The 25,879-nt window shown below is 70.1% G+C and carries 22 protein-coding genes and 2 pseudogenes; 16 read left to right on the plus strand and 8 right to left on the minus strand.

The annotated features are described in order from the left end of the window. Positions 1 to 379: 379 nt before the first annotated feature. From J7E87_RS26475 to J7E87_RS26485, 3 genes are all read right to left on the minus strand, one after another. Positions 380 to 556, minus strand: a complete 177-nt coding sequence (locus J7E87_RS26475) for a DUF6191 domain-containing protein (RefSeq protein WP_215097059.1) — start codon at positions 554 to 556, stop codon at positions 380 to 382. Positions 557 to 593: 37 nt separating this feature from the next. After that, the gene (locus tag J7E87_RS26480; protein ID WP_374195229.1) at positions 594 to 1,757 is read right to left on the minus strand and encodes a sorbosone dehydrogenase family protein; all 1,164 of its coding nucleotides are present in this window, start codon (positions 1,755 to 1,757) and stop codon (positions 594 to 596) included. 114 nt (positions 1,758 to 1,871) lie between these two features. After that, entirely contained in the window at positions 1,872 to 2,864 is a 993-nt protein-coding gene (locus J7E87_RS26485; protein WP_215097061.1) for an aldo/keto reductase, read from the minus strand. A 75-nt stretch (positions 2,865 to 2,939) separates the two neighbouring features. Here J7E87_RS26485 and J7E87_RS26490 point away from each other — a divergent pair, with 75 nt between their 5' ends. The 6 genes from J7E87_RS26490 to serA all read left to right on the plus strand — a co-directional run bounded on the left by J7E87_RS26490 (position 2,940) and on the right by serA (position 12,667). Continuing rightward, positions 2,940 to 3,893: a 2-hydroxyacid dehydrogenase gene (locus J7E87_RS26490; RefSeq protein WP_215097062.1), complete on the plus strand. Its 954-nt coding sequence runs from the start codon at positions 2,940 to 2,942 to the stop codon at positions 3,891 to 3,893. 334 nt (positions 3,894 to 4,227) lie between these two features. Next, the gene (locus J7E87_RS26495; RefSeq protein ID WP_215097063.1) at positions 4,228 to 7,053 is read left to right on the plus strand and encodes a bifunctional diguanylate cyclase/phosphodiesterase; all 2,826 of its coding nucleotides are present in this window, start codon (positions 4,228 to 4,230) and stop codon (positions 7,051 to 7,053) included. A gap of 202 nt (positions 7,054 to 7,255) precedes the next feature. After that, positions 7,256 to 9,139, plus strand: a complete 1,884-nt coding sequence (locus J7E87_RS26500; RefSeq protein ID WP_215097064.1) for an acetolactate synthase large subunit — start codon at positions 7,256 to 7,258, stop codon at positions 9,137 to 9,139. Positions 9,140 to 9,165: 26 nt separating this feature from the next. Then, on the plus strand, positions 9,166 to 9,690 hold the full coding sequence (gene ilvN, locus J7E87_RS26505) for an acetolactate synthase small subunit (RefSeq protein WP_142213490.1): 525 nt from the start codon (positions 9,166 to 9,168) through the stop codon (positions 9,688 to 9,690). A 124-nt stretch (positions 9,691 to 9,814) separates the two neighbouring features. Next, positions 9,815 to 10,816 (plus strand): ketol-acid reductoisomerase, encoded by a 1,002-nt coding sequence (ilvC, locus tag J7E87_RS26510; protein ID WP_215097065.1) that lies wholly within the window; start codon positions 9,815 to 9,817, stop codon positions 10,814 to 10,816. 258 nt (positions 10,817 to 11,074) lie between these two features. Continuing rightward, on the plus strand, positions 11,075 to 12,667 hold the full coding sequence (gene serA, locus J7E87_RS26515; RefSeq protein WP_215097066.1) for a phosphoglycerate dehydrogenase: 1,593 nt from the start codon (positions 11,075 to 11,077) through the stop codon (positions 12,665 to 12,667). A gap of 258 nt (positions 12,668 to 12,925) precedes the next feature. Here serA and J7E87_RS26520 read toward each other — a convergent pair whose 3' ends face one another. After that, positions 12,926 to 14,284 (minus strand): CdaR family transcriptional regulator, encoded by a 1,359-nt coding sequence (locus tag J7E87_RS26520; protein WP_215097067.1) that lies wholly within the window; start codon positions 14,282 to 14,284, stop codon positions 12,926 to 12,928. A 174-nt stretch (positions 14,285 to 14,458) separates the two neighbouring features. On the opposite strand from J7E87_RS26520, the gene J7E87_RS26525 reads away from it, so the two are divergent. From J7E87_RS26525 to J7E87_RS26535, 3 genes are all read left to right on the plus strand, one after another. Continuing rightward, positions 14,459 to 15,385 (plus strand): proline dehydrogenase family protein, encoded by a 927-nt coding sequence (locus J7E87_RS26525; RefSeq protein ID WP_215097068.1) that lies wholly within the window; start codon positions 14,459 to 14,461, stop codon positions 15,383 to 15,385. A gap of 35 nt (positions 15,386 to 15,420) precedes the next feature. After that, on the plus strand, positions 15,421 to 17,052 hold the full coding sequence (gene pruA, locus J7E87_RS26530; RefSeq protein ID WP_215097069.1) for an L-glutamate gamma-semialdehyde dehydrogenase: 1,632 nt from the start codon (positions 15,421 to 15,423) through the stop codon (positions 17,050 to 17,052). Between the two features lie 107 nt (positions 17,053 to 17,159). Next, positions 17,160 to 17,399, plus strand: coding sequence for a hypothetical protein (locus J7E87_RS26535; protein WP_215097070.1), 240 nt, complete (start codon positions 17,160 to 17,162; stop codon positions 17,397 to 17,399). Here the strand turns inward: J7E87_RS26535 and J7E87_RS26540 are convergent. Together J7E87_RS26540 and J7E87_RS26545 are read right to left on the minus strand one after the other, a co-directional pair. Continuing rightward, entirely contained in the window at positions 17,377 to 17,694 is a 318-nt protein-coding gene (locus J7E87_RS26540; RefSeq protein WP_215097196.1) for a metalloregulator ArsR/SmtB family transcription factor, read from the minus strand. The genes J7E87_RS26535 and J7E87_RS26540 overlap by 23 nt on opposite strands. Before the next feature lie 470 nt (positions 17,695 to 18,164). Next, positions 18,165 to 18,620, minus strand: coding sequence for an SRPBCC family protein (locus tag J7E87_RS26545; RefSeq protein WP_215097071.1), 456 nt, complete (start codon positions 18,618 to 18,620; stop codon positions 18,165 to 18,167). Positions 18,621 to 18,921: 301 nt separating this feature from the next. Between J7E87_RS26545 and J7E87_RS26550 the strand changes: the two genes are divergently transcribed. After that, positions 18,922 to 19,464, plus strand: a complete 543-nt coding sequence (locus tag J7E87_RS26550; RefSeq protein ID WP_215097072.1) for a GNAT family N-acetyltransferase — start codon at positions 18,922 to 18,924, stop codon at positions 19,462 to 19,464. A gap of 10 nt (positions 19,465 to 19,474) precedes the next feature. Here J7E87_RS26550 and J7E87_RS35440 read toward each other — a convergent pair. Further along, positions 19,475 to 19,588 (minus strand): annotated as a pseudogene (locus J7E87_RS35440) (NADP-dependent oxidoreductase); the annotation flags it as partial. Positions 19,589 to 19,605: 17 nt separating this feature from the next. On the opposite strand from J7E87_RS35440, the pseudogene J7E87_RS26555 reads away from it, so the two are divergent. From J7E87_RS26555 to J7E87_RS26565, 4 genes and pseudogenes are all read left to right on the plus strand, one after another. Next, a pseudogene (locus J7E87_RS26555) lies at positions 19,606 to 19,983 on the plus strand (LysR substrate-binding domain-containing protein); the annotation flags it as partial. A gap of 173 nt (positions 19,984 to 20,156) precedes the next feature. Next, positions 20,157 to 20,285 (plus strand): hypothetical protein, encoded by a 129-nt coding sequence (locus J7E87_RS35980; RefSeq protein WP_285427403.1) that lies wholly within the window; start codon positions 20,157 to 20,159, stop codon positions 20,283 to 20,285. A 191-nt stretch (positions 20,286 to 20,476) separates the two neighbouring features. Next, on the plus strand, positions 20,477 to 21,520 hold the full coding sequence (locus tag J7E87_RS26560; RefSeq protein ID WP_215097073.1) for a 3-isopropylmalate dehydrogenase: 1,044 nt from the start codon (positions 20,477 to 20,479) through the stop codon (positions 21,518 to 21,520). Between the two features lie 237 nt (positions 21,521 to 21,757). Beyond that, complete coding sequence (locus J7E87_RS26565; RefSeq protein WP_215097074.1) at positions 21,758 to 22,846, plus strand: branched-chain amino acid aminotransferase; 1,089 nt, start codon at positions 21,758 to 21,760, stop codon at positions 22,844 to 22,846. 131 nt (positions 22,847 to 22,977) lie between these two features. Here the strand turns inward: J7E87_RS26565 and J7E87_RS26570 are convergent, their stop codons facing one another. Next, positions 22,978 to 23,205, minus strand: a complete 228-nt coding sequence (locus tag J7E87_RS26570; protein WP_215097075.1) for a hypothetical protein — start codon at positions 23,203 to 23,205, stop codon at positions 22,978 to 22,980. 193 nt (positions 23,206 to 23,398) lie between these two features. On the opposite strand from J7E87_RS26570, the gene ureA reads away from it, so the two are divergent. Then, the gene (gene ureA / locus J7E87_RS26575) at positions 23,399 to 24,178 is read left to right on the plus strand and encodes an urease subunit gamma (RefSeq protein WP_215097076.1); all 780 of its coding nucleotides are present in this window, start codon (positions 23,399 to 23,401) and stop codon (positions 24,176 to 24,178) included. Further along, on the plus strand, positions 24,178 to 25,860 hold the full coding sequence (locus tag J7E87_RS26580; protein WP_215097077.1) for an urease subunit alpha: 1,683 nt from the start codon (positions 24,178 to 24,180) through the stop codon (positions 25,858 to 25,860). Before ureA ends, J7E87_RS26580 begins: the two co-directional genes overlap by 1 nt. Positions 25,861 to 25,879 lie beyond the last annotated feature (19 nt).

The following is a 25,879-nucleotide window of genomic DNA, read 5'->3' on the forward strand; positions in this document are numbered from 1 at the left end:
AGGCCGACATCCGCGCGTGGGGCAAGGACTGGAACGAGGACCCCAAGCCGTTCATCTGGACCAAAACAGCCGAGGAGATCCTCGACTCCCTCGCCCGTTTCTGCCGACGGATCTCTGGCGCAGGACACTAGCTAGGGGGACCGCGGGTCGGTGGCCTGTGTCCCACCCGCATCGCGCCGGCTGACGACTGACTCTGCGGCGGCGAGGGCGAGGTGCCACGGGTACGCGCCTGGGAGTCGCCCCCACGGCCGCCTACGCCGGGCAGGCGCGCCCAGCGGCGGCCGCGTACCGCGCTTGGGGGTCGCCCCCACGGGCCCGTGCCCGCGCCTGGAAGCGCCCCGCCTCGGCGCCCCGCAGCCGACCGCGCCCCGCCCCCACCTCACTCCCGCGGCGGCGTCTCCGGTGCGCGGATCGTGACTTTGCCCGACGCGAGGTCTATCGGGCCGTGGCCCGGGTCGTTGTCGCCGACGTCGGCCCTCGTCAGGGCCAGGCGGTTGCGTTCCTCGTCGGTGTGTTTGCGGCCCGGCGCGAAGAACTCCTCGAAGACGTTGAACACAAGCCGTACACCCCTCCTTGAGGCGCTCCTTCAGGCCTTACTTCACCTCCAGCTGGAGGATCTTGTCGTCCCCCGGCTGGGGTGATCCCCGCCTGTCCGTCTCGCTCGTGACGAGCCAGACCTTGGCTCCGCCCACCGACAGGACCGTGCGCAGGCGGCCGTGCTTCCCCTTCAGGAACGACTGTGGCTCCGCCGAGGGTTCCGCCCCCGCCAGTGGGATTCGCCAGAGCCGCTCGCCCTTCAGCGACGCCATCCAGATCGAGCCCGACGCGTACGCGATGCCACTGGGCGAGGCATCGTCCGTCCGCCACTGGGCCACCGGGTCGACGAAGCCGGACCCGCCGCCCTTGCCCTCCACATCCGGCCAGCCGTAGTTCTTCCCCGGCTCGATCAGATTGAGCTCGTCCCAGGTCGTCTGGCCGAACTCGGCCGCCCACAGGCGCTTGTCGGAGTCCCAGGCGAGCCCCTGCACATTGCGGTGGCCCCATGAGTAGACGACGGAGTCGGCGTCCGGATTGCCGTGCACCGGCTGCCCGTCCGGGGTCATCCGCAGGATCTTGCCGCCCAGCGACTTCCTGTCCTGCGCGAGTCCCGTCTCACCCGTCTCGCCCGTGCCTGCGTAGAGCATCTTGTCCGGACCGAACGCGATCCGCCCGCCGTTGTGGACGATGCCCTTGGGGATGCCCCTCAACACCGTGTCCGGCGCCCCCAGTTGCTGGGCCGCCGGCTTCCGCTCGTCGTACAGCATGCGGGCGATGCGGTTGTCCGACTCGGTGGTGAAGTACGCGTACACCTGATGGTCCGAGGCGAACGAGGGGGAGACCGCCAGGCCCAGCAGACCGCCCTCGCCGCCCGGGGAGACCCCCGGCACCGAGCCGATCACGGTCTGCTTGCCGCTCTCCCCGTCGACCCGGCTGACAGTCCCCTCGTCGCGCGAGGCGATCAGCAGATCGCCGTCGGGCAGCGCGGCGACGCCCCACGGCGACTTCAGGTCCTGTGTCAGCGTGGACACCACCTTCACCGAGCCCTTGGCGGGCGGGCCCGTCGGACTCGGCGACCCTCCCGACGCATCGGAGGGGGCCGATGTGGCCGACGTCGGCCCCTTCGGGCCGCCCCGTCCTTTGTCGTCACCGGATGAGCACCCGGCCGCGAGCAGAAGCACGGCAGCGGCCAACACGGCCGTCACAGCAGGACGTTGCACAGTTTTGATCCCTTCGACGGCTGCTAGAACTGCCTGACTACTGTTCTTACACCGCAGCCGCCCGCCAGGTTCCCGATCTTCCGGCATGAGCCGAAAGAACCGGCGACAGCTCACTCAGTCCCAGGATCCCCGCGCCGGCGGGAGTCCTGCCACTTCCACCAGATCCCGCCCCGTCAGCTCAAGGTCCGCCGCCTCCGCGTTCTGCACTGCCCACTCCTGCCGCTTCGCCCCCGGTACGGCCACCACATTCCGCCCCCGCCCGAGCACCCACGCCAGCGCGACCTGGGCCGCAGACGCGCCATGCCGTTCCGCGATCCGCCGCAGCCCCGCCACCACCGGCTGGTTCGCCGCCATCATCTCGGCCGTGAACCGCGGATGGCGTGCCCGCACGTCGTCAGGCTCGAAGCCCTGCCCCGGCGTGAGCGTCCCCGCCAGAAAACCGTTCCCCAGCGGCATCGCCGCCAGGAACCCCACACCCCGCGCCTCGCACCACGGAAGCAGCCGCTCCAGCGCGTCCGGCGACCACACCGAAAGCTCCGCCTGCACCGCGCTCACCGGGAACACCTGCTGCACCCGCGCCAGCTGCCGGATCGTTCCGTCGTGCAGATGCGCCCCGGAGCGCCGGGACGCGCGCGCCCCCACCGCGCACATGCCGAGCGCCCGTACCTTCCCCGCGCTCACCAGCTCCGCCATCGCGCCCCAGGTCTCCTCGACCGGAACCTCCGGATCCGCCCGGTGCAACTGATAGAGATCGATCACGTCGGTCTGCAGCCGACGCAGCGAGGCGTCGCAGGCCCGCTTCACGTATCCCGGCCGCCCATTCGCGACCACATGCTGATCGCCGACGAGCAGCCCGACCTTCGTCGATACGAACGCGTCGCCGCGCCGCTCCTTCAGCACCCGCCCGATCAGCAGCTCATTGGTGAAGGGCCCGTACATGTCGGCCGTGTCCAGCAGACTGCAGCCTGCGTCCAGGGCGGCGTGCACCGTGCGCAGTGATCGCTCACCGCGCTGCTGGGAGCTGCTGTACGCCCAGCTCATGGGCATACAGCCGAGCCCGATCGCGCCCACTTCGAGGGCCGCCGCACCGATTGTCCTGCGCTCCAACTGCCCGTACCCCTCCCTTGGCCGCTCACCAAACTAGCCAATGCGGAGCGCGGCCCTTCGCATAGCCTCCTGACCATGACTGCAGATGTGTGGCTCCCGATTCCGGCCGACGAGATCGAAGGGCTTCCCGACCCCTCGGACTCGGGCCTCAACTACCTTCTGTGGGACGGCGGTCCCGACTTTCCCGCCGACCCGGCCGACTGTGTCTTCTATGCCGTCCCTTACATGAAGGGCATGGAGGTCGCGGTCCGCCCGCTGGCCGCGATGACGTCCGTACGCGTCGTCCAGACCCTCTCCGCGGGGATCGACCATGTGGAGCCGGGGCTCGACTCGCTGCCCGCCGGCGTGCGCCTGTGCAATGCCAGGGGAGTGCACGAAGCCTCCACCGCAGAGCTCGCCCTGGCTTTGATCCTCGCCTCCCTGCGGGGTGTCCCCGGCTTCGTGCACGGCCAGGACAAGGAGGAATGGCGGAGCGGCTTCTACCCGGCGCTCGCCGACAAATCGGTGCTCATCGTGGGATACGGATCGATCGGCGCCGCAATCGAGGACCGGCTCGCGCCGTTTGAATGTGCGCGGGTGGCGCGCGTCGCGCGCTCCGCCCGTGCTGCGGAGCGCGGTGAAGTGCGCGCACTCACCGATCTGCCCTCGCTGCTCCCGGACGCGGACGTCGTGATCTTGTCAGCCCCGCTCACCGAGCAGACGAAAGGCCTGGTCAACGCCAATTTCCTGGCCCGGATGAAGGACGGCGCGCTGCTGGTGAACGTTGCCCGCGGTCAGGTCGTCGACACCGAAGCCCTGCTCGCAGAGGTGGAGAGCGGACGCATCACCGCCGCCCTCGATGTCACCGACCCGGAACCGCTGCCCCCGGGGCACCCTCTCTGGCACGCCCCCGGTGTCCTCATCAGCCCCCATGTGGGTGGCTCCACCTCGGCTTTCATGCCGCGCGCCAAGCGGCTGCTGGCCGAACAGCTCACGCGTTTCGCGGCGGGCGAGCCGGTACACAACGTGGTGCTCACGACCGGGAAGTGAACCCTTCGCGCCCGCGCTTCGTGCACTCTATGAAGTCATTCGGTTGCGTCAAGTGCCGACAACGCTGCTGGTAGTCACGGAGCGTAGAGGTGCTATGTCCCTGAGTGACGAGACTGGTGTATCGTCCCGACCGGGGGGCTGCATCAGGCAAGGGGCGGTGCAGCAGCACGACCTGACTGCCGATCAGACTTCGAGGGGGGCGACGGGCGATGCACGGCCAATGCTCGAACCATCCGACGCGGCGGGGCTGCCGACGACGACCCTCGCACGCCGCGAAGCAAAGACCCGTTCCGGCGGCTGTCAAACCGACAGCTGCGCTCCCAGGGGCTGCCCCGTGAGCGCCCCCGGAGTGCTCCTGGCCCGGCAGGCGTTCTCCGGCGGTGCACCAGGGCTGCGTTCCCAGATCATCCTCGCCGCCATCTGCTCCGGTTACGGCGTGGGCGCCGCCGTCGGCTGGGGTTCGCCCGAAGTCGCTCTGGTCATGGGCGACTTCGGGCTGAGCGCCGCCGCCCTGGTCGCGGCGATCTCCTGCTTCATCTACGCCCGCTCCAGGCACAGCCGCTTTCGGCCCGCCTGGATGCTGTTCGCGGTCTCCTCCGCGATGGCGTCGTGCGGCAACGCCATCTGGGGGTGGTACGAGGTCGTGCTGGACCGCGAGGTGCCGAGCCCCTCGGTCGCGGACCTGTTCTTCCTCTGCTTCGCGCCGCCCGCCATCGTGGGCCTCCTCGTCCTCGCCAAGCGCCCGGTTACCAGAGCGGGCTGGGTCTGCCTCGCGCTGGACGCCTGGCTGATCGGCGGCTCGCTCCTCACCCTCTCCTGGAGCATCGCGCTCGCCCACACCGCGCGTGTCCAGGGTGAGAGCGTGGCTCCCGCCGCCCTCGCCCTCGCGTATCCGCTGCTGGACATCGTGCTGGTCAGTCTGGTGCTCGCGCTGCACTTCCGGCGCTCGGCCACCAACCGCTCAGCCGTCAACACCGCCATCGCGGCCCTCGCCCTGACCGTCCTGTGCGACGCCCTGTTCACCTCGCCGCTGCTGCGCGAGAGCTACCGCTCGGGTCAGCTGCTGGACGCGGGCTGGTTCGCCGGTTCGCTGCTGCTCGCCTACGCCCCCTGGGGCGCACGCCGCACACCCGAGGCGGCCAGACTCCCGCGTGGCTCCCGCCACCCCAGCCGCCCCGTCGCCGGCTCGCTGGCCGCCCTCACCCCGTATCTCGCTGCCGCCGTCTGCACGCTCGGCATCCTCTACAACGTCATCGAGGGCCGCCGAGTGGACCGGGTAGTGGTCCTCACCGGCTGCACCGTCGTGCTCGCCCTGGTCGTCCGGCAGGGCATCATGCTCCTCGACAACATCGCCCTCACCCATGAGCTGGCGCAGAAGGAGAACCACTTCCGCTCGCTGGTGCAGGGGTCGAGCGACGTCATCATGATCGCCGCCCCCAGCGGGGTGCTGCGCTATGTCAGCCCCGCGGCCGCCGGTGTCTATGGACGCGACGCCGAGGAGCTCGTCGGCTCCGAGCTGGCCTGTCTGATCCACCCCGAGGACCTGCGCCGGGTGGTCCATGAGGTGCGACGGTTTCTGGCCGCTTCGCCGGCCGACGAGCCCACCACGCGGATCGACTGCCGCTTCAGATCGGGCAGTGGCGACTGGCTCAATGTGGAGTCCACGGTCAACCGCCACCAGGGCGGTCTGCTGTTCAACAGCCGAGATATCACCGAACGGGTCCGGCTGCAGGCGCAGTTGCAGCACAACGCCGAGCACGATCCGCTCACCGACCTGCCCAACCGCGCCCTGTTCACCGAACGCGTCCGCCAGGCCCTCACCGGCCGTCGAGCGGGCGACTCCGGCACCGCCGTGCTCTTCATCGACCTCGACGGCTTCAAGGGCGTCAACGACCGCCTCGGCCACCTGGCCGGCGACGAGCTGCTGATCCAGGCGGCCCGCCGCCTGCAGGAGTCGGTACGGTCCGGGGACACCGCGGCCCGCCTCGGCGGCGACGAGTTCGCGGCCCTCGTCGTCGGCGACGGCTCCCGCGACCAGTCCGCCCGCGAGTACCAGGTGCACGAGATCGCCGACCGGCTTCGCCTGACCCTCTCCCAGCCGTACCGCGTGGACGGCCGTGAAGTGCGGGTGGCCGCCTCCATCGGGGTGGCCTTCGCCGAGCCCGCGATCACCCCCACCGACCTGATGCGCAATGCCGACCTCGCCATGTACCGCGCCAAGGCCGCGGGCAAGGACCGCGTCGAGCTGTACGCCCCGCAGATGCAGGCCGATGTGGTACGCCGCACCGAGCTGGCCGCCCGGCTCCGCAGCGCCCTGCGTGAGGGCGAGTTCGCGCTGCTCCACCAACCCGTGGTGAGCCTCGCCACGGGCCGTATTGCCGCCGTCGCCGCACAAGCGCGCTGGCGCTCCTCGCAGGGCATCATGTTCACCCCGGCCGAATTCCTGCGGGTCGCCGACACCGCGGAAACTCCGGAGGCCGCCCGCACCGCCGAGCTCGGTCGCTGGCTGCTCGAAGAGGCCGTGAAGCAGGCCGCCGAGCGCAGCAGGGTGGGCCACCGCGTGCCCGTATCGGTCCGGCTCTCGGCGGGCCGGCTGCTGGACAAGTCCCTGCCGCTCGGCTCCATCGAAGCCCTCCTCACCCGGCATGGACTGCCGTCGGGCGCGCTGGTCATCGAGCTCGCCGACAGCGATCCGCGGATCTCCTTCGACGATCTGGAGCAGCGTCTCGTCGCGCTGCGCAGACTCGGCGTACGGATCGCCCTGGACGGCTTCGGCAGCGGATACGCCGCGATCAACGCACTGCGCAGGCTCCCCGTGGACGTACTGAAACTGGACAGGGGTCTGGTCGAGGGCGTCGTCGAGTCCGCCCGGCTGCACAAGATCACCGCGGGGCTGCTGCGGATCGCCTGCGACCTCGGCATGCAGTCCGTGGCGGACGGCGTGGACGTGCCCGAGCAGGTGCTCGCGCTGCGCGCCATGGGGTGTACGCACGGCCAGGGCATGGCCTTCTCGGGGCCGCTCGACGAGTACCGGCTGCGCCGCGCCCTGGTCCGAGAGGAGTTCCCGGTGCCCGGCGGAATCGCCCTGCCCGTCCTGACGGGCGGCGTCCTACCTGCCCGCAATGGCTCAAATAATGAGACGCGCGTCCCACCCACTTGACAGTCATAGCGCGCCGGGGGGAGGGTCAATGCCATGCGCACCCGAATTCTCGTACTTGGAAAGCGCGTCGGCTGAGCAGGGCCGTCAAAGCCCCGCAGACCCTCCCGACGCGCTCCCCTCGCCTGCCTCACGGCACGAGGGGTTTTTTGTTGCACCGGAACACCCCAAACCCTCGCAAAAACCCTTCAGCCTCGAGAAGAGAATGCCGATGACCGACCAGGCCACCGGGGCCCACCATCCGCAGCCGCGGGCCCGTACCGGCGGACAGTCCACTGCAGTTGAGCACGTCACGGGTGCGCAGTCCCTCATCCGCTCTCTCGAGGAAGTGGGGGCCGACACGGTGTTCGGCATCCCCGGCGGCGCCATCCTCCCCGCGTACGACCCGATGATGGACTCCACCAAGGTCCGCCACGTCCTGGTCCGCCACGAGCAGGGTGCCGGCCACGCGGCGACCGGCTATGCCCAGGCCACCGGCAAGGTCGGCGTCTGCATGGCGACCTCCGGCCCCGGCGCCACCAACCTGGTCACCCCGATCGCCGACGCGCACATGGACTCCGTGCCGCTGGTCGCGATCACCGGCCAGGTCTCCTCCAAGGCCATCGGCACGGACGCCTTCCAGGAGGCGGACATCGTCGGCATCACGATGCCGATCACCAAGCACAACTTCCTGGTCACCAAGGCCGCCGACATCCCGCGCACCATCGCCGAGGCCTTCCACATCGCCTCCACGGGACGCCCGGGCCCGGTCCTCGTCGACATCGCCAAGGACGCCCTCCAGGCGCAGACCACTTTCAGCTGGCCGCCGCAGCAGGAGCTCCCCGGCTACCGCCCGGTGACCAAGCCGCACGCCAAGCAGATCCGCGAGGCCGCCAAGCTGATCGTCCAGGCCCGGCGACCCGTCCTGTACGTCGGCGGCGGCGTCCTCAAGGCCGGCGCCACCGCCGAGCTGAAGATCCTCGCCGAACTCACCGGCGCCCCCGTCACCACCACTCTGATGGCGCTGGGCGCGTTCCCCGACAGCCACCCGCTGCACGTGGGAATGCCGGGCATGCACGGTGCGGTCACCGCCGTCACCGCGCTGCAGAAGGCCGACCTGATCGTCGCCCTCGGAGCCCGCTTCGACGACCGAGTCACCGGCAAGCTGGACAGCTTCGCCCCGTACGCCAAGATCGTCCACGCCGACATCGACCCGGCGGAGATCGGCAAGAACCGCGCCGCGGACGTGCCGATCGTCGGTGACGCCCGCGAGGTCATCGCCGACCTGATCCAGGCCGTCCAGGCCGAGCACAGCGAAGGCCACATCAGCGACTACAGCGCCTGGTGGAAGGATCTCAGCCGCTGGCGCGAGACCTACCCGCTCGGTTACGACCAGCCGGACGACGGCAGCCTCTCGCCGCAGCAGGTCATCCAGCGCATCGGACAGCTCGCCCCCAAGGACACCATCTACACCGCGGGCGTCGGCCAGCACCAGATGTGGGCCGCCCACTTCATCGACTACGAGAAGCCCGCCACCTGGCTGAACTCCGGCGGCGCCGGAACGATGGGTTACGCGGTCCCGGCCGCAATGGGCGCCAAAGCCGGCATGCCGGACCGCACGGTCTGGGCCATCGACGGCGACGGCTGCTTCCAGATGACCAACCAGGAGCTCACCACCTGCGCGCTGAACAACATCCCGATCAAGGTCGCGATCATCAACAACGGCGCGCTCGGGATGGTCCGTCAGTGGCAGACCCTCTTCTACAACCAGCGCTACTCCAGCACCGTCCTGCACGCCGACGACACGGGTCACCACGTGGCCGGCTCCCAGGTCGGCGCGAGCACCACGGCGCGCCAGGGCACCCGCGTCCCCGACTTCGTCAAGCTGTCGGAGGCCATGGGCTGCTATGCGCTGCGCTGTGAATCCCCGGACGACCTGGACAAGGTCATCGCCGAGGCCAACGCCGTCAACGACCGCCCCGTCGTCGTCGACTTCATCGTCCACGAGGACGCCCAGGTGTGGCCGATGGTCGCGGCCGGCACCTCCAACGACGAGGTCATGGCAGCGCTCGGCGTCCGCCCCGACTTCGGCGACAACGAAGACGACTGAGAGCCGTAGGAAGAGGAACGACGCACATGTCCAAGCACACGCTCTCCGTCCTGGTGGAGAACACGCCCGGCATCCTCGCCCGGATCGCCGCCCTGTTCTCCCGCCGCGGCTTCAACATCGACTCGCTCGCCGTCGGTGTCACCGAGCACCCCGACATCTCCCGCATCACCATCGTGGTCAATGTCGAGGACCTGCCGCTGGAGCAGGTGACCAAGCAGCTCAACAAGCTGGTCAACGTTCTGAAGATCGTCGAACTCGAGCCCGCCGGTGCCATCCAGCGTGAACTCGTTCTGGTGAAAGTCCGCGCCGACAACGAGACCCGCTCGCAGATCGTCGAGATCGTCCAGCTGTTCCGCGCCAAGACCGTGGACGTCTCGCCCGAGGCGGTCACCATCGAGGCCACCGGCGGTGCCGACAAGCTGGACGCCATGCTCAAGATGCTGGAGCAGTTCGGCATCAAGGAACTCGTCCAGTCGGGCACGATCGCCATAGGGCGGGGCGCCCGGTCCATCACGGACCGGTCCCTGCGGGCCCTCGACCGTTCCGCCTAGCGAGGACCCGCCGGCGAGGACCGTTCCGCCTGGCGAGACCCCACGACTTCCTCACCCCATCCCGCCGTACGGTGGGACGTAAACAGCGTCATTCCAAAGACGTGCACACCAAGGAGATATTCCAGTGGCCGAGCTGTTCTACGACGACGACGCCGACCTGTCCATCATCCAGAACCGCAAGGTCGCGGTCATCGGCTACGGCAGCCAGGGCCACGCCCACGCGCTGTCGCTCCGTGACTCGGGTGTCGACGTCCGGGTCGGTCTGCACGAGGGCTCCAAGTCCAAGACCAAGGCCGAGGAGCAGGGCCTGCGCGTGGTGACTCCCGCCGAGGCCGCCGCCGAGGCCGACGTCATCATGATCCTCATCCCGGACCCTATCCAGGCCCGGGTCTACGAGGAGTCCATCAAGGACAACCTCAAGGACGGCGACGCGCTGTTCTTCGCCCACGGTTTCAACATCCGCTTCGGCTTCATCAAGGTCCCGGCCGGTGTGGACGTCGCCCTCGTCGCTCCCAAGGGTCCGGGCCACCTGGTCCGCCGCCAGTACGAAGAGGGCCGTGGCGTCCCGGCTATCGCCGCCGTCGAGCAGGACGCCTCCGGCAGCGCGTTCGACCTGGCGCTCTCGTACGCCAAGGCCATCGGCGGCACCCGCGCCGGCGTCATCAGGACGACCTTCACCGAGGAGACCGAGACCGACCTGTTCGGTGAGCAGGCCGTCCTCTGCGGTGGCGCCTCCGCGCTGGTCAAGGCGGGCTTCGAGACCCTGACCGAGGCCGGCTACCAGCCGGAGATCGCGTACTTCGAGTGCCTCCACGAGCTGAAGCTGATCGTGGACCTGATGTACGAGGGCGGCCTGGAGAAGATGCGCTGGTCGGTCTCCGAGACCGCCGAGTGGGGCGACTACATCACCGGCCCCCGCATCATCACCGACCAGACCAAGGTCGAGATGAAGAAGGTCCTCGCGGAGATCCAGGACGGCACCTTCGCCAAGAACTGGATGGACGAGTACCACGGCGGTCTGAAGAAGTACAACGAGTACAAGAAGCAGGACGAGAACCATCTGCTGGAGACCACCGGCAAGGAGCTGCGTAAGCTCATGAGCTGGGTCGACAACGACGAGGCGTAAGCCCGCCGGCGGGGGCCCGGACCAGCCGGTCCCGGCCCCCGCCGCCGCGGCCCGCCGCGCTCCAGCGCTTCCCCACTCTGTCCAGCCACGGACGAGTGATCCTGCCTTGGAGGCGTCAAGGCGCACGCGCAAGCACCACTACACTGCTCAACAAATACGCGTCAGGCCCACAGTGTCGTGCGTCTTCCACGCGGCTAGCCCCCTCCACCGCATGCGGCCGTCGGGACGGCCGTCCGCACTGGACTTGTGAGGACTCACGTGAGCTCGAAACCTGTCGTACTCATCGCTGAAGAGCTGTCGCCCGCCACCGTGGACGCGCTGGGCTCGGACTTCGAGATCCGGCACTGCAACGGCGCCGACCGCGCGGAGCTGCTCCCCGCCATCATCGATGTCGAGGCGATCCTCGTCCGCAGCGCCACCAAGGTCGACGCCGAGGCCATCGCCCTGGCGAAGAAGCTGCGTGTCGTCGCCCGCGCGGGCGTCGGTCTGGACAATGTCGACGTCTCCGCCGCCACCAAGGCCGGCGTGATGGTCGTCAACGCCCCCACCTCGAACATCGTGACCGCCGCCGAGCTGGCCTGCGGTCTGCTGGTCGCCACCGCGCGTAATATCCCGCAGGCCAACACCGCCCTGAAGAACGGCGAGTGGAAGCGCTCCAAGTACACCGGCGTCGAGCTGAGCGAGAAGACCCTCGGTGTCGTCGGCCTCGGCCGCATCGGCATCCTGGTCGCGCAGCGGATGTCGGCCTTCGGTATGAAGATCGTCGCGTACGACCCGTATGTGCAGCCCGCGCGGGCCGCGCAGATGGGCGTCAAGCTGCTCTCGCTCGACGAGCTGCTCGAGGTCTCCGACTTCATCACCGTCCACCTGCCGAAGACCCCCGAGACGCTCGGCCTGATCGGCAACGAGGCGCTGCACAAGGTCAAGCCGACGGTCCGGATCGTCAACGCCGCGCGCGGCGGGATCGTCGACGAGGAGGCGCTGTTCTCGGCGCTCAAGGAGGGACGGGTCGCCGGCGCGGGCCTGGACGTGTACTCGAAGGAGCCGTGCACCGACTCCCCGCTGTTCGAGCTCGACCAGGTCGTGTGCACCCCGCACCTCGGTGCGTCCACCGACGAGGCCCAGGAGAAGGCGGGCATCTCGGTCGCCCGCTCGGTCCGTCTCGCGCTCGCCGGTGAGCTCGTACCGGACGCGGTCAACGTCCAGGGCGGCGTCATCGCCGAGGACGTGCGCCCGGGTCTGCCGCTCGCCGAGAAGCTCGGCCGGATCTTCACCGCACTGGCGGGCGAGGTCGCGGTCCGGCTCGACGTCGAGGTGTACGGCGAGATCACCCAGCACGACGTCAAGGTGCTCGAACTGTCCGCGCTCAAGGGCGTCTTCGAGGACGTGGTCGACGAGACCGTGAGCTACGTCAACGCCCCGCTGTTCGCGCAGGAGCGCGGCGTCGAGGTCCGGCTGACGACGAGCTCGGAGTCCCCGGACCACCGCAATGTCGTCACCGTCCGCGGCACGCTCTCGGACGGCGAGGAGGTCGCGGTCTCCGGCACGCTGGCCGGCCCCAAGCACCTCCAGAAGATCGTCGCGATCGGTGACTACGACATCGACCTGGCGCTCGCCGACCACATGGTCGTCCTGCGGTACGAAGACCGTCCCGGCGTCGTCGGCACGGTCGGCCGGATCCTCGGCGAGGCCGGACTGAACATCGCGGGCATGCAGGTCTCTCGCGCGGAGGAGGGCGGCGAGGCGGTCGTCGTGCTGACCGTGGACGACACCGTGCCGCCGTCGGTGCTCGCCGAGATCGCGGAGGAGATCGGCGCGGCGTCGGCGCGTACGGTGAACCTCACCGACTGATCTTCCCGGCACCTCCCGCTCCACGTACCCGGTTCATGGACGCGCGTCTTGTACAAGCGTCTGTGTGCCGGGTGCGTTGCCTTCATGGGCAAGGTGTGGGATCTGCTCGAAGCCGCGAACGGGCCTTGGCGGTTCGTCAGCCGGTGGCTCAGCCGATGGCTCAGACGGTGATGACGACCTTTGCGCGCGCGTGCTCCACTTCGAGGTACCGGATGGCCTCGGATCTCACGCCGGGAAGACACGGATCGGGCACATCGGCTACAGCCGCGCCGCCTTCAAGGCCATGTGCAGCAGTAGCCGGTCCTCGCCCTCCGCCAGGTCCAGGCCCGTGAGCCGCTCCACCCGGGAGAGACGGTAGTAGAGCGTCTGCCGGTGGATGCCGAGCGCCGCCGCCGTGCGGCCCGCCTGGCCCGCGTTGTCGAGGAACACCTCGGCGGTGCGGGCCAGTTCGCCGTGCGATCGGTCGAGCAGTTCGCGTACTGCGGGGTCCCGCGCGGTGTCCGCGGGCAGCGCGGTCAGCATGCGGTACGGGCCGATCGCCGCCCACTCGGCGACAGGCCCGAGCCGAGGCTCCGCCCGGGCGGCCCGCGCGGCCGAAGTCGCCTCCAGCCAGGCGGTGTTGAGGCCGGCGAGTCCGCGGCGGGGGGCCGCGACTCCGGCGGTCGCCGCGCCGGCGCCCGTCATGGCGCGGAGCCGGTCCGCGGCGGTGACGGCGGGCGCGAGGGCGTCGGCCGAGCGGAGCCTTACGAGGACGGCGAGGGCCTGGCCGGTGTCGTCGGGGTCGACGAACCCGTCGCTGCCTTCGCTGCCGCCGCTCCGGGGGCTTCCGGCTCTGCCCGCGCCGCCGCCGGGCGTTCCGGTTCGGCCGGTCCTGCCGCTACCGGGAGCCCCGGCTCCGCCGGCGTCCGCGTCGAGGAACACCGTCCGGCTGCCCCCGCTCCCACCGGTGCCGAGCTGCCAGGCCCGGGCACCGCCGCCCGCCCCCCACGACACCGTGCACAGCGCCGCCGCCCCCGGCAGGGAGCGGGACGAGGGGGCTTCAGTCGCTGTCCAGGGGGTCACGCACACGACCGCGTGCAGGGCGTCCGTGCCCGCGCCGCCCAGGGCCGTGCGCAGCGCGGACACCGCCATGTCGTAATGCCAGTCGTGCTCCGCCGTCAGCGCCGCGCGGAACTCCCGGGACAGATCCGCGCCCGCCCGCTCCTCGTCCGCGAGCAGTGTGCCGATCCTCGCTGTGACCTCCATCGCCGCCGCCAGCTGCGCCGCGGTCGGGCCCGGGGACGCGTCCAGCAGCCATACGTAGCCCAGCACGATGCCTCGGTGGCGTACGGGGAGACAGATCCGGTCCCGGAAGACGCCCGCGTCCGGAGCCGCGGGGATCCGGACCGGGCCCGTCGCGCGGGCGATGCCGAAGCCTTCGAACCAGGAGCGCACCGCCGGTGTGGACTTCCGGGTCAGGATCGAGCGTGTCCTGACCGGGTCCAGCGTGGTTTCGTCGAATTCGCTGCCGCTGTCGTGTGCGAAGGCGATCAGGCCGAAATCCCGGTTCTCCAGCGTCGCGGGGACGGCCAGCAGCGCCGAGATCTCGTCGACAAGTTCTTGGTAATCGCCCTTCATCCGGACATTCTCGCACCCTCTTCAGACATATGTCTGAGATCCGGGGCACGGATGCGTGACAGCTGTCGATGGCAGACGATCGGAGCGATCCTTAGGTTTCACGGTGGTTATCCGTGCCGTTCCCGATTCGTTCGGTCCCGGCCCCCTTCCATCCCTGTTCCGTGGAGGTGCCCCGTGCTGGGTCCCGTGATCCTCGCCGCGTCCCGCAGCGACAAGATGCGCCGTTTCGTATCGGCCGCGCCGGGGACCAGGCAGGTCGTCGGCCGGTTCATCGCCGGTGAGACGGTCGAGCAGGTCGTCCCGATCGTCAAGGAGACCGTCGGCAACGGACTCGAGGTCACCCTGGACGTGGTGGGCGAGGACATCACCACGTCCGAGCAGGCCGCCGCCGCCCGCGACGCCTACCTCGAGCTGATCGAGCACCTGGGGGACCTCGGCCTGGGCACGAAGGCCGAGATGTCCGTCAAGCTGTCGATGTTCGGCCAGTCCCTGGAGGGCGGTCACGAGCTGGCGCTCGCCAACGTCCGCCCGGTCGTCGAGGCCGCCGCCGCGATCGGCACCACGGTCACGCTCGACGCGGAGGACCACACCACCCTCGACTCGATGTTCGCCATCCACGAGGAGCTGCGGAAGGACTTCCCGCAGACCGGCTGCGTGATCCAGGCGTACCTGTTCCGTACCGAGCAGGACGCCCGCCGCCTCGCCGCAGCCGGCTGCCGCGTCCGTATCGTCAAGGGTGCCTACAAGGAGCCCGCCGCCGTCGCGTACCAGGACAAGGCCGAGATCGACAAGGCGTACGTCCGCATCCTGAACATCCTGATGGCGGGCGACGGCTACCCGATGATCGGGTCCCACGATCCGCGACTCATCGCCATCACACAGGAGCTCGCGCGCCGCACCGGGCGCAAACTGGATGAGTACGAGTTCCAGATGCTGTACGGCATCCGCAGTGACGAGCACCTCCGGCTGGCGGCCGAGGGCCACCGGATGCGTGTCTACACGGCGTACGGCACCGACTGGTACGGCTACTTCATGCGCCGTCTCGCCGAGAAGCCGGCCAACCTGCGGTTCTTCCTGCGCTCGACGATCACCAAGGGCTGAGCCCTCCCATCCCTCACAAAGGAGTATCGGAACTCATGGACGCTGTGACCCAGGTCCCCGCCCCGGTCAACGAGCCGGTGCACAGCTACGCCCCAGGCAGCCCCGAGCGCGCCCGCCTGGAGGCCAGGCTCAAGGAGCTGTCCGAGAACCCGATCGAGCTGCCGATGACCATCGGCGGCGTGAAGCGGATGGGCGGCGGTGAGCGCTTCGACGTCGTACAGCCGCACAACCACACGGCTGTCATCGGCACCTTCGGCGGCGCCACGCAAGCGGACGCGCAGGACGCGATCGACGCCGCACTGGCCGCCGCGCCCGCGTGGCGCGCGATGGCCTTCGACGACCGCGCGGCGATCATCCTGCGCGCGGCCGAACTGCTGGCAGGACCGTGGCGCGAGACGCTCGCCGCCTCGACCATGCTGGGCCAGTCGAAGACCGCGCAGCAGGCCGAGATCGACACTCCCTGCGAGCTCGTCGACTTCTGGCGCTTCAACGTCAAGTACGCGCGCGACCTGCTAGCCGAGCAGCCGCCGGCCAACTCGCCGGGCGTGTGGAACCGTCTGGACCACCGCCCGCTCGAGGGCTTCGTCTATGCGATCACGCCGTTCAACTTCACCGCGATCGCGGGCAACCTGCCCACCGCCCCTGCCCTGATGGGCAATGTGGTGGTCTGGAAGCCGTCCCCGACCCAGACCCACGCGGCCGTTCTGCTGATGGAGCTGCTGGAGGAGGCGGGCCTGCCCATGGGCGTCATCAACCTGGTGACGGGCGACGGCATCGCCGTCTCCGAGGTGGCCCTGAACCACCCCGAGCTGGCCGGCATCCACTTCACCGGCTCGACCAAGACCTTCCAGCACCTGTGGAAGACGGTCGGCAACAACATCGAGAAGTACCGCTCCTACCCGCGCATCGTCGGCGAGACGGGCGGCAAGGACTTCGTCGTCGCCCACCCGAGCGCCGACCGTGCCGTGCTGAAGACCGCGCTGACCCGTGGTTCCTTCGAGTTCCAGGGCCAGAAGTGCTCGGCTTCCTCGCGTGCGTACGTCCCCGCCTCGATCTGGAACTCCGGCTTCAAGGAGGAGTTCGCGGCCGAGGTCGACGGCATCAAGATGGGTGACGTCACGGACCTGACGAACTTCATGGGCGCCGTGATCGACGAGCGTGCCTTCGCCAAGAACAAGGCCGCGATCGACCGTGCGAAGCAAGACGCGACCTGCACGATCGTGGCGGGCGGAACGTACGACGACTCGGTCGGCTACTTCGTCCGCCCGACGGTCGTCGAGTGCTCGGACCCGGCCAACGAGGTCTTCACGACCGAGTACTTCGGCCCGTTCCTCGCGGTGCATGTGTACGAGGACGACCAGTACGACGCGATGCTGGAGCAGATGGAGTCGGTCTCCGCGTACGCCCTGACCGGCGCGGTCATCGCGAACGACCGTGCCGCTGCGGCGCACACGATGGACAAGCTGCGGTACGCCGCGGGCAACTTCTACATCAACGACAAGTCGACCGGCGCCGTCGTCGGCCAGCAGCCCTTCGGCGGCGGCCGCGCGTCCGGCACGAACGACAAGGCGGGCGCCCCGCAGAACCTGATGCGCTGGACGCTGACCCGCGCGATCAAGGAGACGCTGGTCGCACCGACGGACTACTCCTACCCGCACATGGGCTGACCGCAGGCTCCCTGAATCCCGCCCCCGTCCCGGCCCCCCGCCGGGCGGGGGCGGTTCACGTTCGGCGGGTTTACGCTGCTTCAAGGAGGCGCCGGAAGGAGGGTGTGATGCCTGGTTCCACGACGCTGAGTGGCGGCCACGGGGTCGATTCGATCGAGCACACCGATGCAGTGCGGCTGGCTTCCGTGCTACGGGAGATGAGCGGGCTGCTGTCGGTGGACGGGCCGAACCGGCTCACGGATGCGCAGGTCAGCGCCTTGTGCGGCGGACAGGTGCATCACCGGCAGGAGTTCGGCGAGTGGGTCGCCCGGGTGGCTCGGGACCTCACGCAGAGGGTCTCGGCCTAGCCGGGTCCGCTTCGGCGAGACGCTTGATCGCCGAGAGCCGGTTGTCCCACTCGGAGGCGACGCGGTCCATCCAGCGTGCGGTGACGCCGAGCCGCGCGGGCAGGACGGTGTACCGCGCCTCGCGGCCCTCCCGGTGGCCGGTCACCAGACCGGCCCGGGTCAGGATCGCGAGGTGCTTGACGATCGCCTGCCGGCTGACGGGGAGTTCCGTCGCCAGGACTGTCGCCGTCGCCTGGCCGTGCGCGGCGATGGCGTCGAGTATCCGGCGCCGGGTCGGATCCGCCAGCGCGGCCAGAACCTCGGTGACGGCGTCCTGATCGGCGCCCGCGCCGGGGTCCGCGGCGGAGCCTGCGGCCGCATCCGTCCCCGGGGCCGCGCCAGCGCCGGTGTCCGCGCCAGCCCCCGCGCCGGTGTCCCGGGCCGCGCCCGCGCCGGTGTCCCGGGCCGCGCCGGTGTCCGGGGCCCTGCCCGGGTCCGGGCCCCGATCCGTGCCGCGGTCGGTGTTTTGGTCCGCGCCCGGGTCATTGCCCCTGCGCGTGTTCCGGGCAGCGCTCCGGTGCGTGCCCGGGTCTGTTTCCCGGTCCGTAGCCGGGTCCGTAGCCGGGTCCGGACACCGGCCCGCGCCAGGGGCCAAACCCCGGTCTGCGCCCTGGTCCGTAGCCGGGTCCTGGCCCCCGCCGGTCTTCTTGGCCGGGTCGGGGGCGGTACCCCGGGCCGCGCCCGGGGCGGGGCCCCCGACGTCCGCGCCCGCGCCGGTGTTCGCTGTCATGCCGCGAGCCGCTCCGCGTACTGCTTGATGTTCTGGGCCTGTTCGGTCCAGCCGCTCGAGTGGCTCTCGTACCCAGCCGTGTCGACCCTGTCCGCGGGGATGTCGAGGCCGGCGAAGCCGGTCTCCACCACGCGCAGATGGGTGCCGTCGCCGTCCGGGGTGAGAGTGAACTCCACCAGGGTGGAGTTGCCCTCGACCGCCTGCTCACCGGGGAACGCGCTCGCCCAGCGGTACGAGAAGTAGTGCGGCGGGTCCACCTTCTCGATCGTCGTCGGGAACTGTCCGTACTCCCCGTGGTCCAGGTGCATCGTGCCGCCCGGACGCAGGTCGACCGGCGTCGGCTTGCCCTGTCCGAACCACGAACCCACGTGCTCCGGCTCCGTGAGCACCGCCCAGACGCGCTCGACGGGCGCGGCGATGGTGATCTCTCGTTCGATCCGGTCCTCGCTCATGATCTTCCGCTTTCTGCTCGGCTATGACGTGCTACTCAATGGTTGCACGTCCCGGGAGGGAAGTGCAACCAATCGGTTGCGCGAAATGTTCGCCCGCCGGAAACCGGGTCTCGTCCCACGCCGCCGGGGGTGCCCGCGAGGTTCTGGATGCCACTCGTGCAGCACCCACGGGCCCGACTCGCCCGCGCCGGAGACGGCGCTGGGGCCGGCGGGCGGTGGATCGCGACGTGCTGGGCGGTGTGACGCGCTGCTCCTCAGGCTCGTGTCGAGCTGAGAGGGCGGCGGTGCCAGAGTTGGGCGTATGACCCAGCCGCTGCGCGCCGCCCACACCTACCAGCTCTCCGCGGCCGAACTGGCCGAGATCCGCGCCCTGATGGACGAAGCCTTCGAGGGCGACTTCAGTGACGAGGACTGGGGCCACTCGCTCGGCGGCCTCCACGCGCTGGTACGCGACGAGAAGGGGATCGCCGCGCACGGCAGCGCGATCATGCGCCGGGTCCTGCACGGGGGCCGCTCGTACCGCATCGGCTACATCGAGGCGATGGCCGTACGCCCCGACCGCCGCCGGCAAGGGCTCGGCAGCCGGGTGATGGCCGAGCTGGAACGGGTTGTCGACGGCGCATACGAGTTCGGCGCGCTGTCCGCGTCCGACGACGGCGCCCAGTTGTACCGGGCGCGCGGCTGGCAGCTGTGGCAGGGCCCGATCGAGGCGCTCGGCCCGGACGGGGTGGTGCACCTCCCGGACGAGGAGGACTCCACGTATCTGCGCCCCGCCGCGGGCCGTCCACTGCCGCAGCCCCCCGCCGCGCTGCTCTTCGACTGGCGGGACGGGGACGTGTTGTAGCTGTAGCGCCTTAGCCGGCAGACCTGACCAGTATCTTTCCGAGGTTCGCGCCCCTCAGCATGCCGAGGAAGGCGTCCACGATCCGCTCGAATCCCTCGACGACCGTGACGTCCGGCGCGATGCGGCACGAGGAACTCCTCGGAGGGGTGCGCCCTGGTCCACCCGGCGGGGCATCCGGCGCCGCGCTCGCTGCCGCTGGTCGACTGGGCCGAGAACCGCACCTCGTACACCCGCGCATGGTGGGCGGAGCAGGAGTGGCTCCCGAAGGCGACCGTCGAGGCGGAGGACGACGGAGCAGTGCTCTCGATGGTGGGCAGTGGTTTCGGGATGGCGGTCATGCCGGAGCTCTCCCTGAACGGAGCGCCGGCCACCATCGAGATCACCGATCTCGGACCGGACCGCCCGACCCGCTCGGTCGGCTATGTCACCACCCCGGAGCTGGCCCGCACGGTCGCTGTCCGTGCCCTGATCCGAGAACTGCGGGCCCTCGCCGTCTCAGATAGTAGGAAGTCCGAGTAATTGTGGAGACAGAACCGCGTACCTGTCTTAGCTTTGTAGAAGCCGAACGTCTCGCTCGATCCAGCGAATGGCGGTCGTGAGCCAGTGCCCCAAGCAGGCAACCCCTGCGGCCCGGCTCCCCGCCCCTTCCGGCGCCTCGAAATCATCTCCGTGATCTCAAGGAGTCGATCACCATGCCCGAGACGACTGTCCGCCGCGTCCGTCACGCCGCCCGCTCGAGCGAAGCCGAGCGCAAGAATGCCGCCGCCGCCCTGCAGCGGGCCCTCGACCGCAGGGACAACGGCGGCTCCACCGGCCACTGAGCCGGATTACCGCCCCGAGCCGCACCGACCCGAAGGCTTCATCTCGAAGTAGTCGACGCGCTTGCCGTTCTCGGCAAGCGCGGAGACCTTCAGCTTCGGCTGCCCCGGGCCCCGGGGAGGCTGAAGATTTGTGGATGTCCGAATGGCGGACATCCGGTGTCATGGGGTGGGACGCGGAGTAGGGTGCCGATATGTCTCGCAGCGTCAATCTCGCAGTGATCCCCGGTGACGGCATCGGCCAGGAGGTCGTGGCCCAGGGCCTGAAGGTCCTCGCGGCCGTCCTCCCTCAGGATGTGAAGCTGGAGACCAAGGAGTACGACCTCGGCGCCCAGCGCTGGCACCGCACCGGAGAGACCCTCCCCGACGCGGAGCTCGACTCCCTCAAGAACCACGACGCGATCCTGCTCGGCGCGATCGGCGACCCCTCCGTTCCGTCCGGCGTGCTGGAGCGGGGGCTGCTGCTCAAACTGCGGTTCGCCTTCGACCACTACGTCAACCTGCGTCCGTCGAAGCTCTTCCCGAACACCGCCACCCCGCTGGCCGGCCGCCCCGACATCGACTTCGTCGTCGTCCGCGAGGGCACCGAGGGGCCGTACACCGGCAACGGCGGTTCCCTGCGCACCGGTACGCCAGCCGAGGTCGCCACCGAGGTCAGCCTGAATACGGCGTACGGCGTCGAGCGGGTCGTCCGTGACGCCTACGAGCGGGCCAACTCCCGCCCCCGCAAGAAGCTGACGCTGGTCCACAAGAACAACGTCCTCGTCTACGCCGGCCACTTGTGGAAGAACATCTTCGACACGATCGGCAAGGAGTACCCCGAGGTCACCACCGACTATCTGCACGTCGACGCCGCGACGATCTTCTTCGTCACCCAGCCGGAGCGCTTCGACGTCATCGTCACCGACAACCTTTTCGGTGACATTCTCACCGACCTCGCCGCTGCCGTGACCGGCGGCATCGGCCTGGCCGCGTCCGGCAACATCAACCCGACGGGCGCCTTCCCGTCGATGTTCGAACCCGTCCACGGATCGGCGCCCGACATCGCGGGCACCGGCAAGGCGGACCCGACGGCGACCATCCTCTCCGTCGCCCTCCTGCTGCGGCACCTGGGCTTCGAGGCCGAGGCGGCACGTATCGAGGAGACCGTCTCCGCCGACCTCGCGGAGCGCGACGGTGCCACCTTCCGTACGACGGACGAGATCGGCGACGCGCTCGCGGTACGAGTAGCGAGCTGACCCGACGGTTCCAGAAACACCACAGCCGCCGGGTCGCATCTGCACCCGGCGGCTTCTCCTGTGCGGCCTCCGGGTGCCACCATCAACCCTGGACCGCTTCACCCCGTTTCCTGGCACGGGCCCACCCGAGCGATAATCGGTCGTGGGCCGTGGCATGCGGCAAAGCTCGGACGTCCTAGCAGTAGTAGCGGCGTGAGCGCGGTCCGTCACAAACAACCGGTGAAGGACACTGCACTCATGACGACGCCCACGATCGAGCTCAAGCCGTCCTCGCACCCGCTGTCGGACGCGGAGCGCGAGGCGATCCTGGCCAACCCCGGATTCGGCCGCCACTTCACCGATCACATGGTGACGATCAAGTGGACGGAGGGGCGCGGCTGGCACGACGCTCAGCTCGTCCCGTACGCGCCGCTGTCGCTCGACCCGGCCAACATGACGCTGCACTACGCGCAGGAGATCTTCGAAGGGCTCAAGGCGTACCGCCGCCCCGACGGTTCGGTCGCCAGCTTCAGGCCGGAGGCCAACGCCGAGCGCTTCCAGCGGTCGGCGCGCAGGCTCGCCATGCCGGAGTTGCCGGTCGAGACGTTCATCGAGGCGTGTGACGCACTCATCCAGCTGGACAAGGCGTGGGTTCCGGCGCACGGTGGCGAGTCCTCGCTGTATCTGCGGCCCTTCATGATCGCGACCGAGGTCGGTCTCGGCGTGAAGCCGGCCAACGAGTACCTCTTCCTCGTCATCGCCTCGCCGGCCGGCGCGTACTTCCCCGGCGGTGTGAAGCCCGTCTCGATCTGGCTCTCCGAGAACTACGTCCGCGCGGTCCCCGGCGGCATCGGCTTCGCCAAGACCGGCGGCAACTACGCGGCGTCGCTGCTCGCCCAGGCCGAGGCGGCCGCGAAGGGCTGCGACCAGGTCGCCTATCTCGACGCGCTGGAGCACAAGTGGGTCGAGGAGCTGGGAGGCATGAACCTGTACTTCGTGTACGGGGACAAGATCGTTACCCCCGAGCTGACCGGCTCGCTGCTCGCCGGCATCACCCGGGACTCCCTGCTGAAGCTCGCCAAGGACCTGGGTTACAAGTCCGAGGAGGGCCGGATCTCCATCGAGGACTGGAAGCGCGACACCGAGAACGGCACGCTCACCGAGGTCTTCGCGTGCGGCACCGCGGCGGTCATCACCCCGGTCGGCTCGGTCAAGTCGGCGGGCGCGGAGTGGACGCAGGCGGACGGGCAGCCGGGCAAGGTCACGCTGGAGCTGCGCAAGGCGCTGCTGGACATCCAGACGGGCGTCGCGGAGGACGTCCACGGCTGGATGCACGAACTGGGCTGACACCCGCGCGCTGTTCAAAGGCCCGCACCCCGCAGGGGCGCGGGCCTTTTGCCGTCCCGGCGCGGGGCGTTGCCCCACCCGCCAGGGCGAAGGGTGGAGGGGTCAGGAGAAGCCGCGATTCACCCCGGCCGTCAGCGTCGGCAGTGGACCCCCGTGCAGCGGGGTGGAGGCCGCGCACAGGCCGAGTGCGCCCGCGGGTTCCGACCCGCGCGGTCCCGGCAAATGCCGCCGGGGGCCCGGCGGTTGTAGACCTGCAGGGCCTCCGCGTCGTACGCGTCGCCGCGCCGGGCGTGGGCGATCGTCGTGATCACCGCCCAGCGCGCGCCTATCGCCAGGAGCAGCGGGACGAACGACGTCATCGCGGACTGCGCGTCCCAGGCGCGTCCCGGTCGAAGGGGCCGCGCGACCGCCGGGACGACGACGGTGGCCCGCGTCCACGCGCCGTACCACTTTTCGAGTGGTGCTCAATATGACTGAAGATCCGCCTCCATCAACGCTTCCGTGAAAAAGAACTCACGATTAGAGTGGCGTTCAAATGGGAGGTGTGGTGACGTGCGACTGACCCCGACCGAGCGCGACCGGCTGCTGCTCTTCGGCGCCGCCGAACTGGCGCGGGCGCGCCGGGCCCGTGGCCTGCGGCTCAATGTCCCCGAGGCCACCGCTCTCATCGCGGACACCGTCTGCGAGGCGGCCCGCGACGGCAGGCGGCTCGCAGAGGCGATCGAGGCGGCGCGGAGTGTGCTGGGTCCGGACGACGTCCTGCCCGGTGTCGCGGATGTCGTCACGGAGGTGCATGTGGAGGCCGTCTTCGACGACGGGTCACGGCTCGCGATTGTCCCGGACCCCATCGGCGAGGGCCCCCTCGGCGAAGGCCCCGGCGGCGAGCGCCCTGGCGGCGAGCGCCCTGGCGGCGAGCGCCCTGGCGGTGCCCCCGGGAGCCGGCCCGGCGCGCGGCTCGGTGACCGCGCGCCCGGCGCCGTCATCCCCGGGCCGCCGCACCCCGACCCCCGGCCCACGCTGCGGCTGACCGTGCGCAACACCGCCACCGTGCCGGTCAGCGTCACGTCCCACTTCCACTTCTTCGAGGTCAACCCCCGGCTCGACTTCGACCGGGCGGCCGCGTACGGCATGCGGCTGTGCGTCCCCGCCGGCTCCTCTACGCGCTTCGACCCCGGCGGCGAGGCCGAGGTCGGCCTCGTCCCCATCGGCGGCGACCGGATCGCGATCGGCTTCGCCGGCCTGGTCGACGGCCCGCTGGACGCGCCGGGCGCGAAGGACGAGGCCCTGCGACGCGCCGCGGCCTGCGGCTACCTGGGAGCGGAGGGCTCCTGATGGACCCGTACCAGTACGCGAGCGTGCACGGGCCGCGCGCCGGGGACCGGGTCGTCCTCGGCGACTCCGGCCTGGTCGTGCGCGTCGAGTCGGACGCTCAGAAGCCGGGGGACGAATTCCTGGCCGGTTTCGGCAAGACCGCGCGCGACGGACTGCATCTGAAGGCCGCGGCCGTCCGTGAGACCTGCGATGTCGTGATCAGCAACGTGCTGGTCATCGACGCCGTGCAGGGCATCCGCAAGGTGTCCATCGGCATCCGTGAGGGCCGTATCGCGGCCATCGGGCGGGCCGGGAACCCCGACACCCTCGACGGCGTCGACGTCGTCGTCGGCACGGGCACCTCGATCGTCCCCGGCGAGGGCATGATCGCCACCGCGGGAGCCGTCGACACCCATGTGCATCTGCTCTCGCCGCGGATCATGGAGGCCTCGCTGGCCTCCGGTGTCACCACCGTCATCGGCCAGGAGTTCGGCCCGGTGTGGGGCGTCGGCGTCAACTCGCCGTGGGCGCTGCGCCACGCCTTCAACGCCTTCGACGCCTGGCCGGTCAACATCGGCTTCCTGGCGCGTGGTTCGTCCTCCGACGACGCGCCGCTGGTCGAGGCGCTCGCCGAAGGCGGCGCGTCCGGCTTCAAGGTCCACGAGGACATGGGCGCGCATACGCGTGCGCTGGACACCGCCCTGCGGACCGCCGAGGAGTACGACGTCCAAGTCGCCCTGCACAGCGACGGGCTGAACGAGTGCCTGTCGGTCGACGACACCCTCTCCGTGCTCGACGGCCGTACGATCCACGCCTTCCACATCGAGGGCTGCGGCGGAGGACACGTACCCAACGTGCTCAAGATGGCGGGCGTCCCCAATGTCATCGGCTCCTCCACCAACCCGACCCTCCCCTTCGGCCGGGACGCGGTCGCCGAGCACTACGGGATGATCGTCTCCGTACACGACCTCAAGACCGACCTGCCGGGCGACGCCGCGATGGCCCGCGACCGGATCAGGGCCGGAACGATGGGCGCGGAGGACGTGTTGCACGACCTCGGCGCGATCGGGATCACCTCGTCGGACGCGCAGGGGATGGGGCGCGCGGGCGAGACGGTGCGCCGCACCTTCGCGATGGCCGGGAAGATGAAGGCCGAGCTGGGCCCGATGGAGGGCGACGGCGCGCACGACGACAACGCGCGTGTGCTGCGGTACACGGCGAAGCTGACGATCAACCCCGCGATCGCGCACGGGCTCGCGCACGAGATCGGCTCGATCGAGGTGGGCAAGCTGGCCGACATAGTGTTGTGGAAGCCGCAGTACTTCGGGGCGAAGCCGCAGCTCGTACTGAAGTCGGGCTTCCCGGCGTACGGAGTGACGGGCGACCCGAACGCCGCGACCGACACCTGCGAACCGCTGGTCCTGGGGCCGCAGTTCGGGTCGTACGGAGCCACCGCGGCGGACCTCTCGGTCGCCTTCGTGGCCAAGGCCGCGACCGAGCTGGGCTCCGACCTGATGCCGACGCGCCGCCGCCGGGTCGCCGTGCGCGGCACGCGCGGCATCGGCCCGGCGGACCTGCGGCTCAACTCGCGGACCGGCGATGTCGAGGTGGACGGCCGCACCGGTCTGGTCACCCTCGACGGCGATGCGCTGCGCTCCGAGCCGGCCGACACCATCTCCCTCAACCGCCTCTACTTCCTCTAGTCCTCGAGGAGTTCGACCC

Origin of the sequence: Streptomyces sp. ISL-1 (genome assembly GCF_018614585.1) — a bacterium.
Classification (GTDB): Bacteria; Actinomycetota; Actinomycetes; order Streptomycetales; family Streptomycetaceae; genus Streptomyces; species Streptomyces maoxianensis.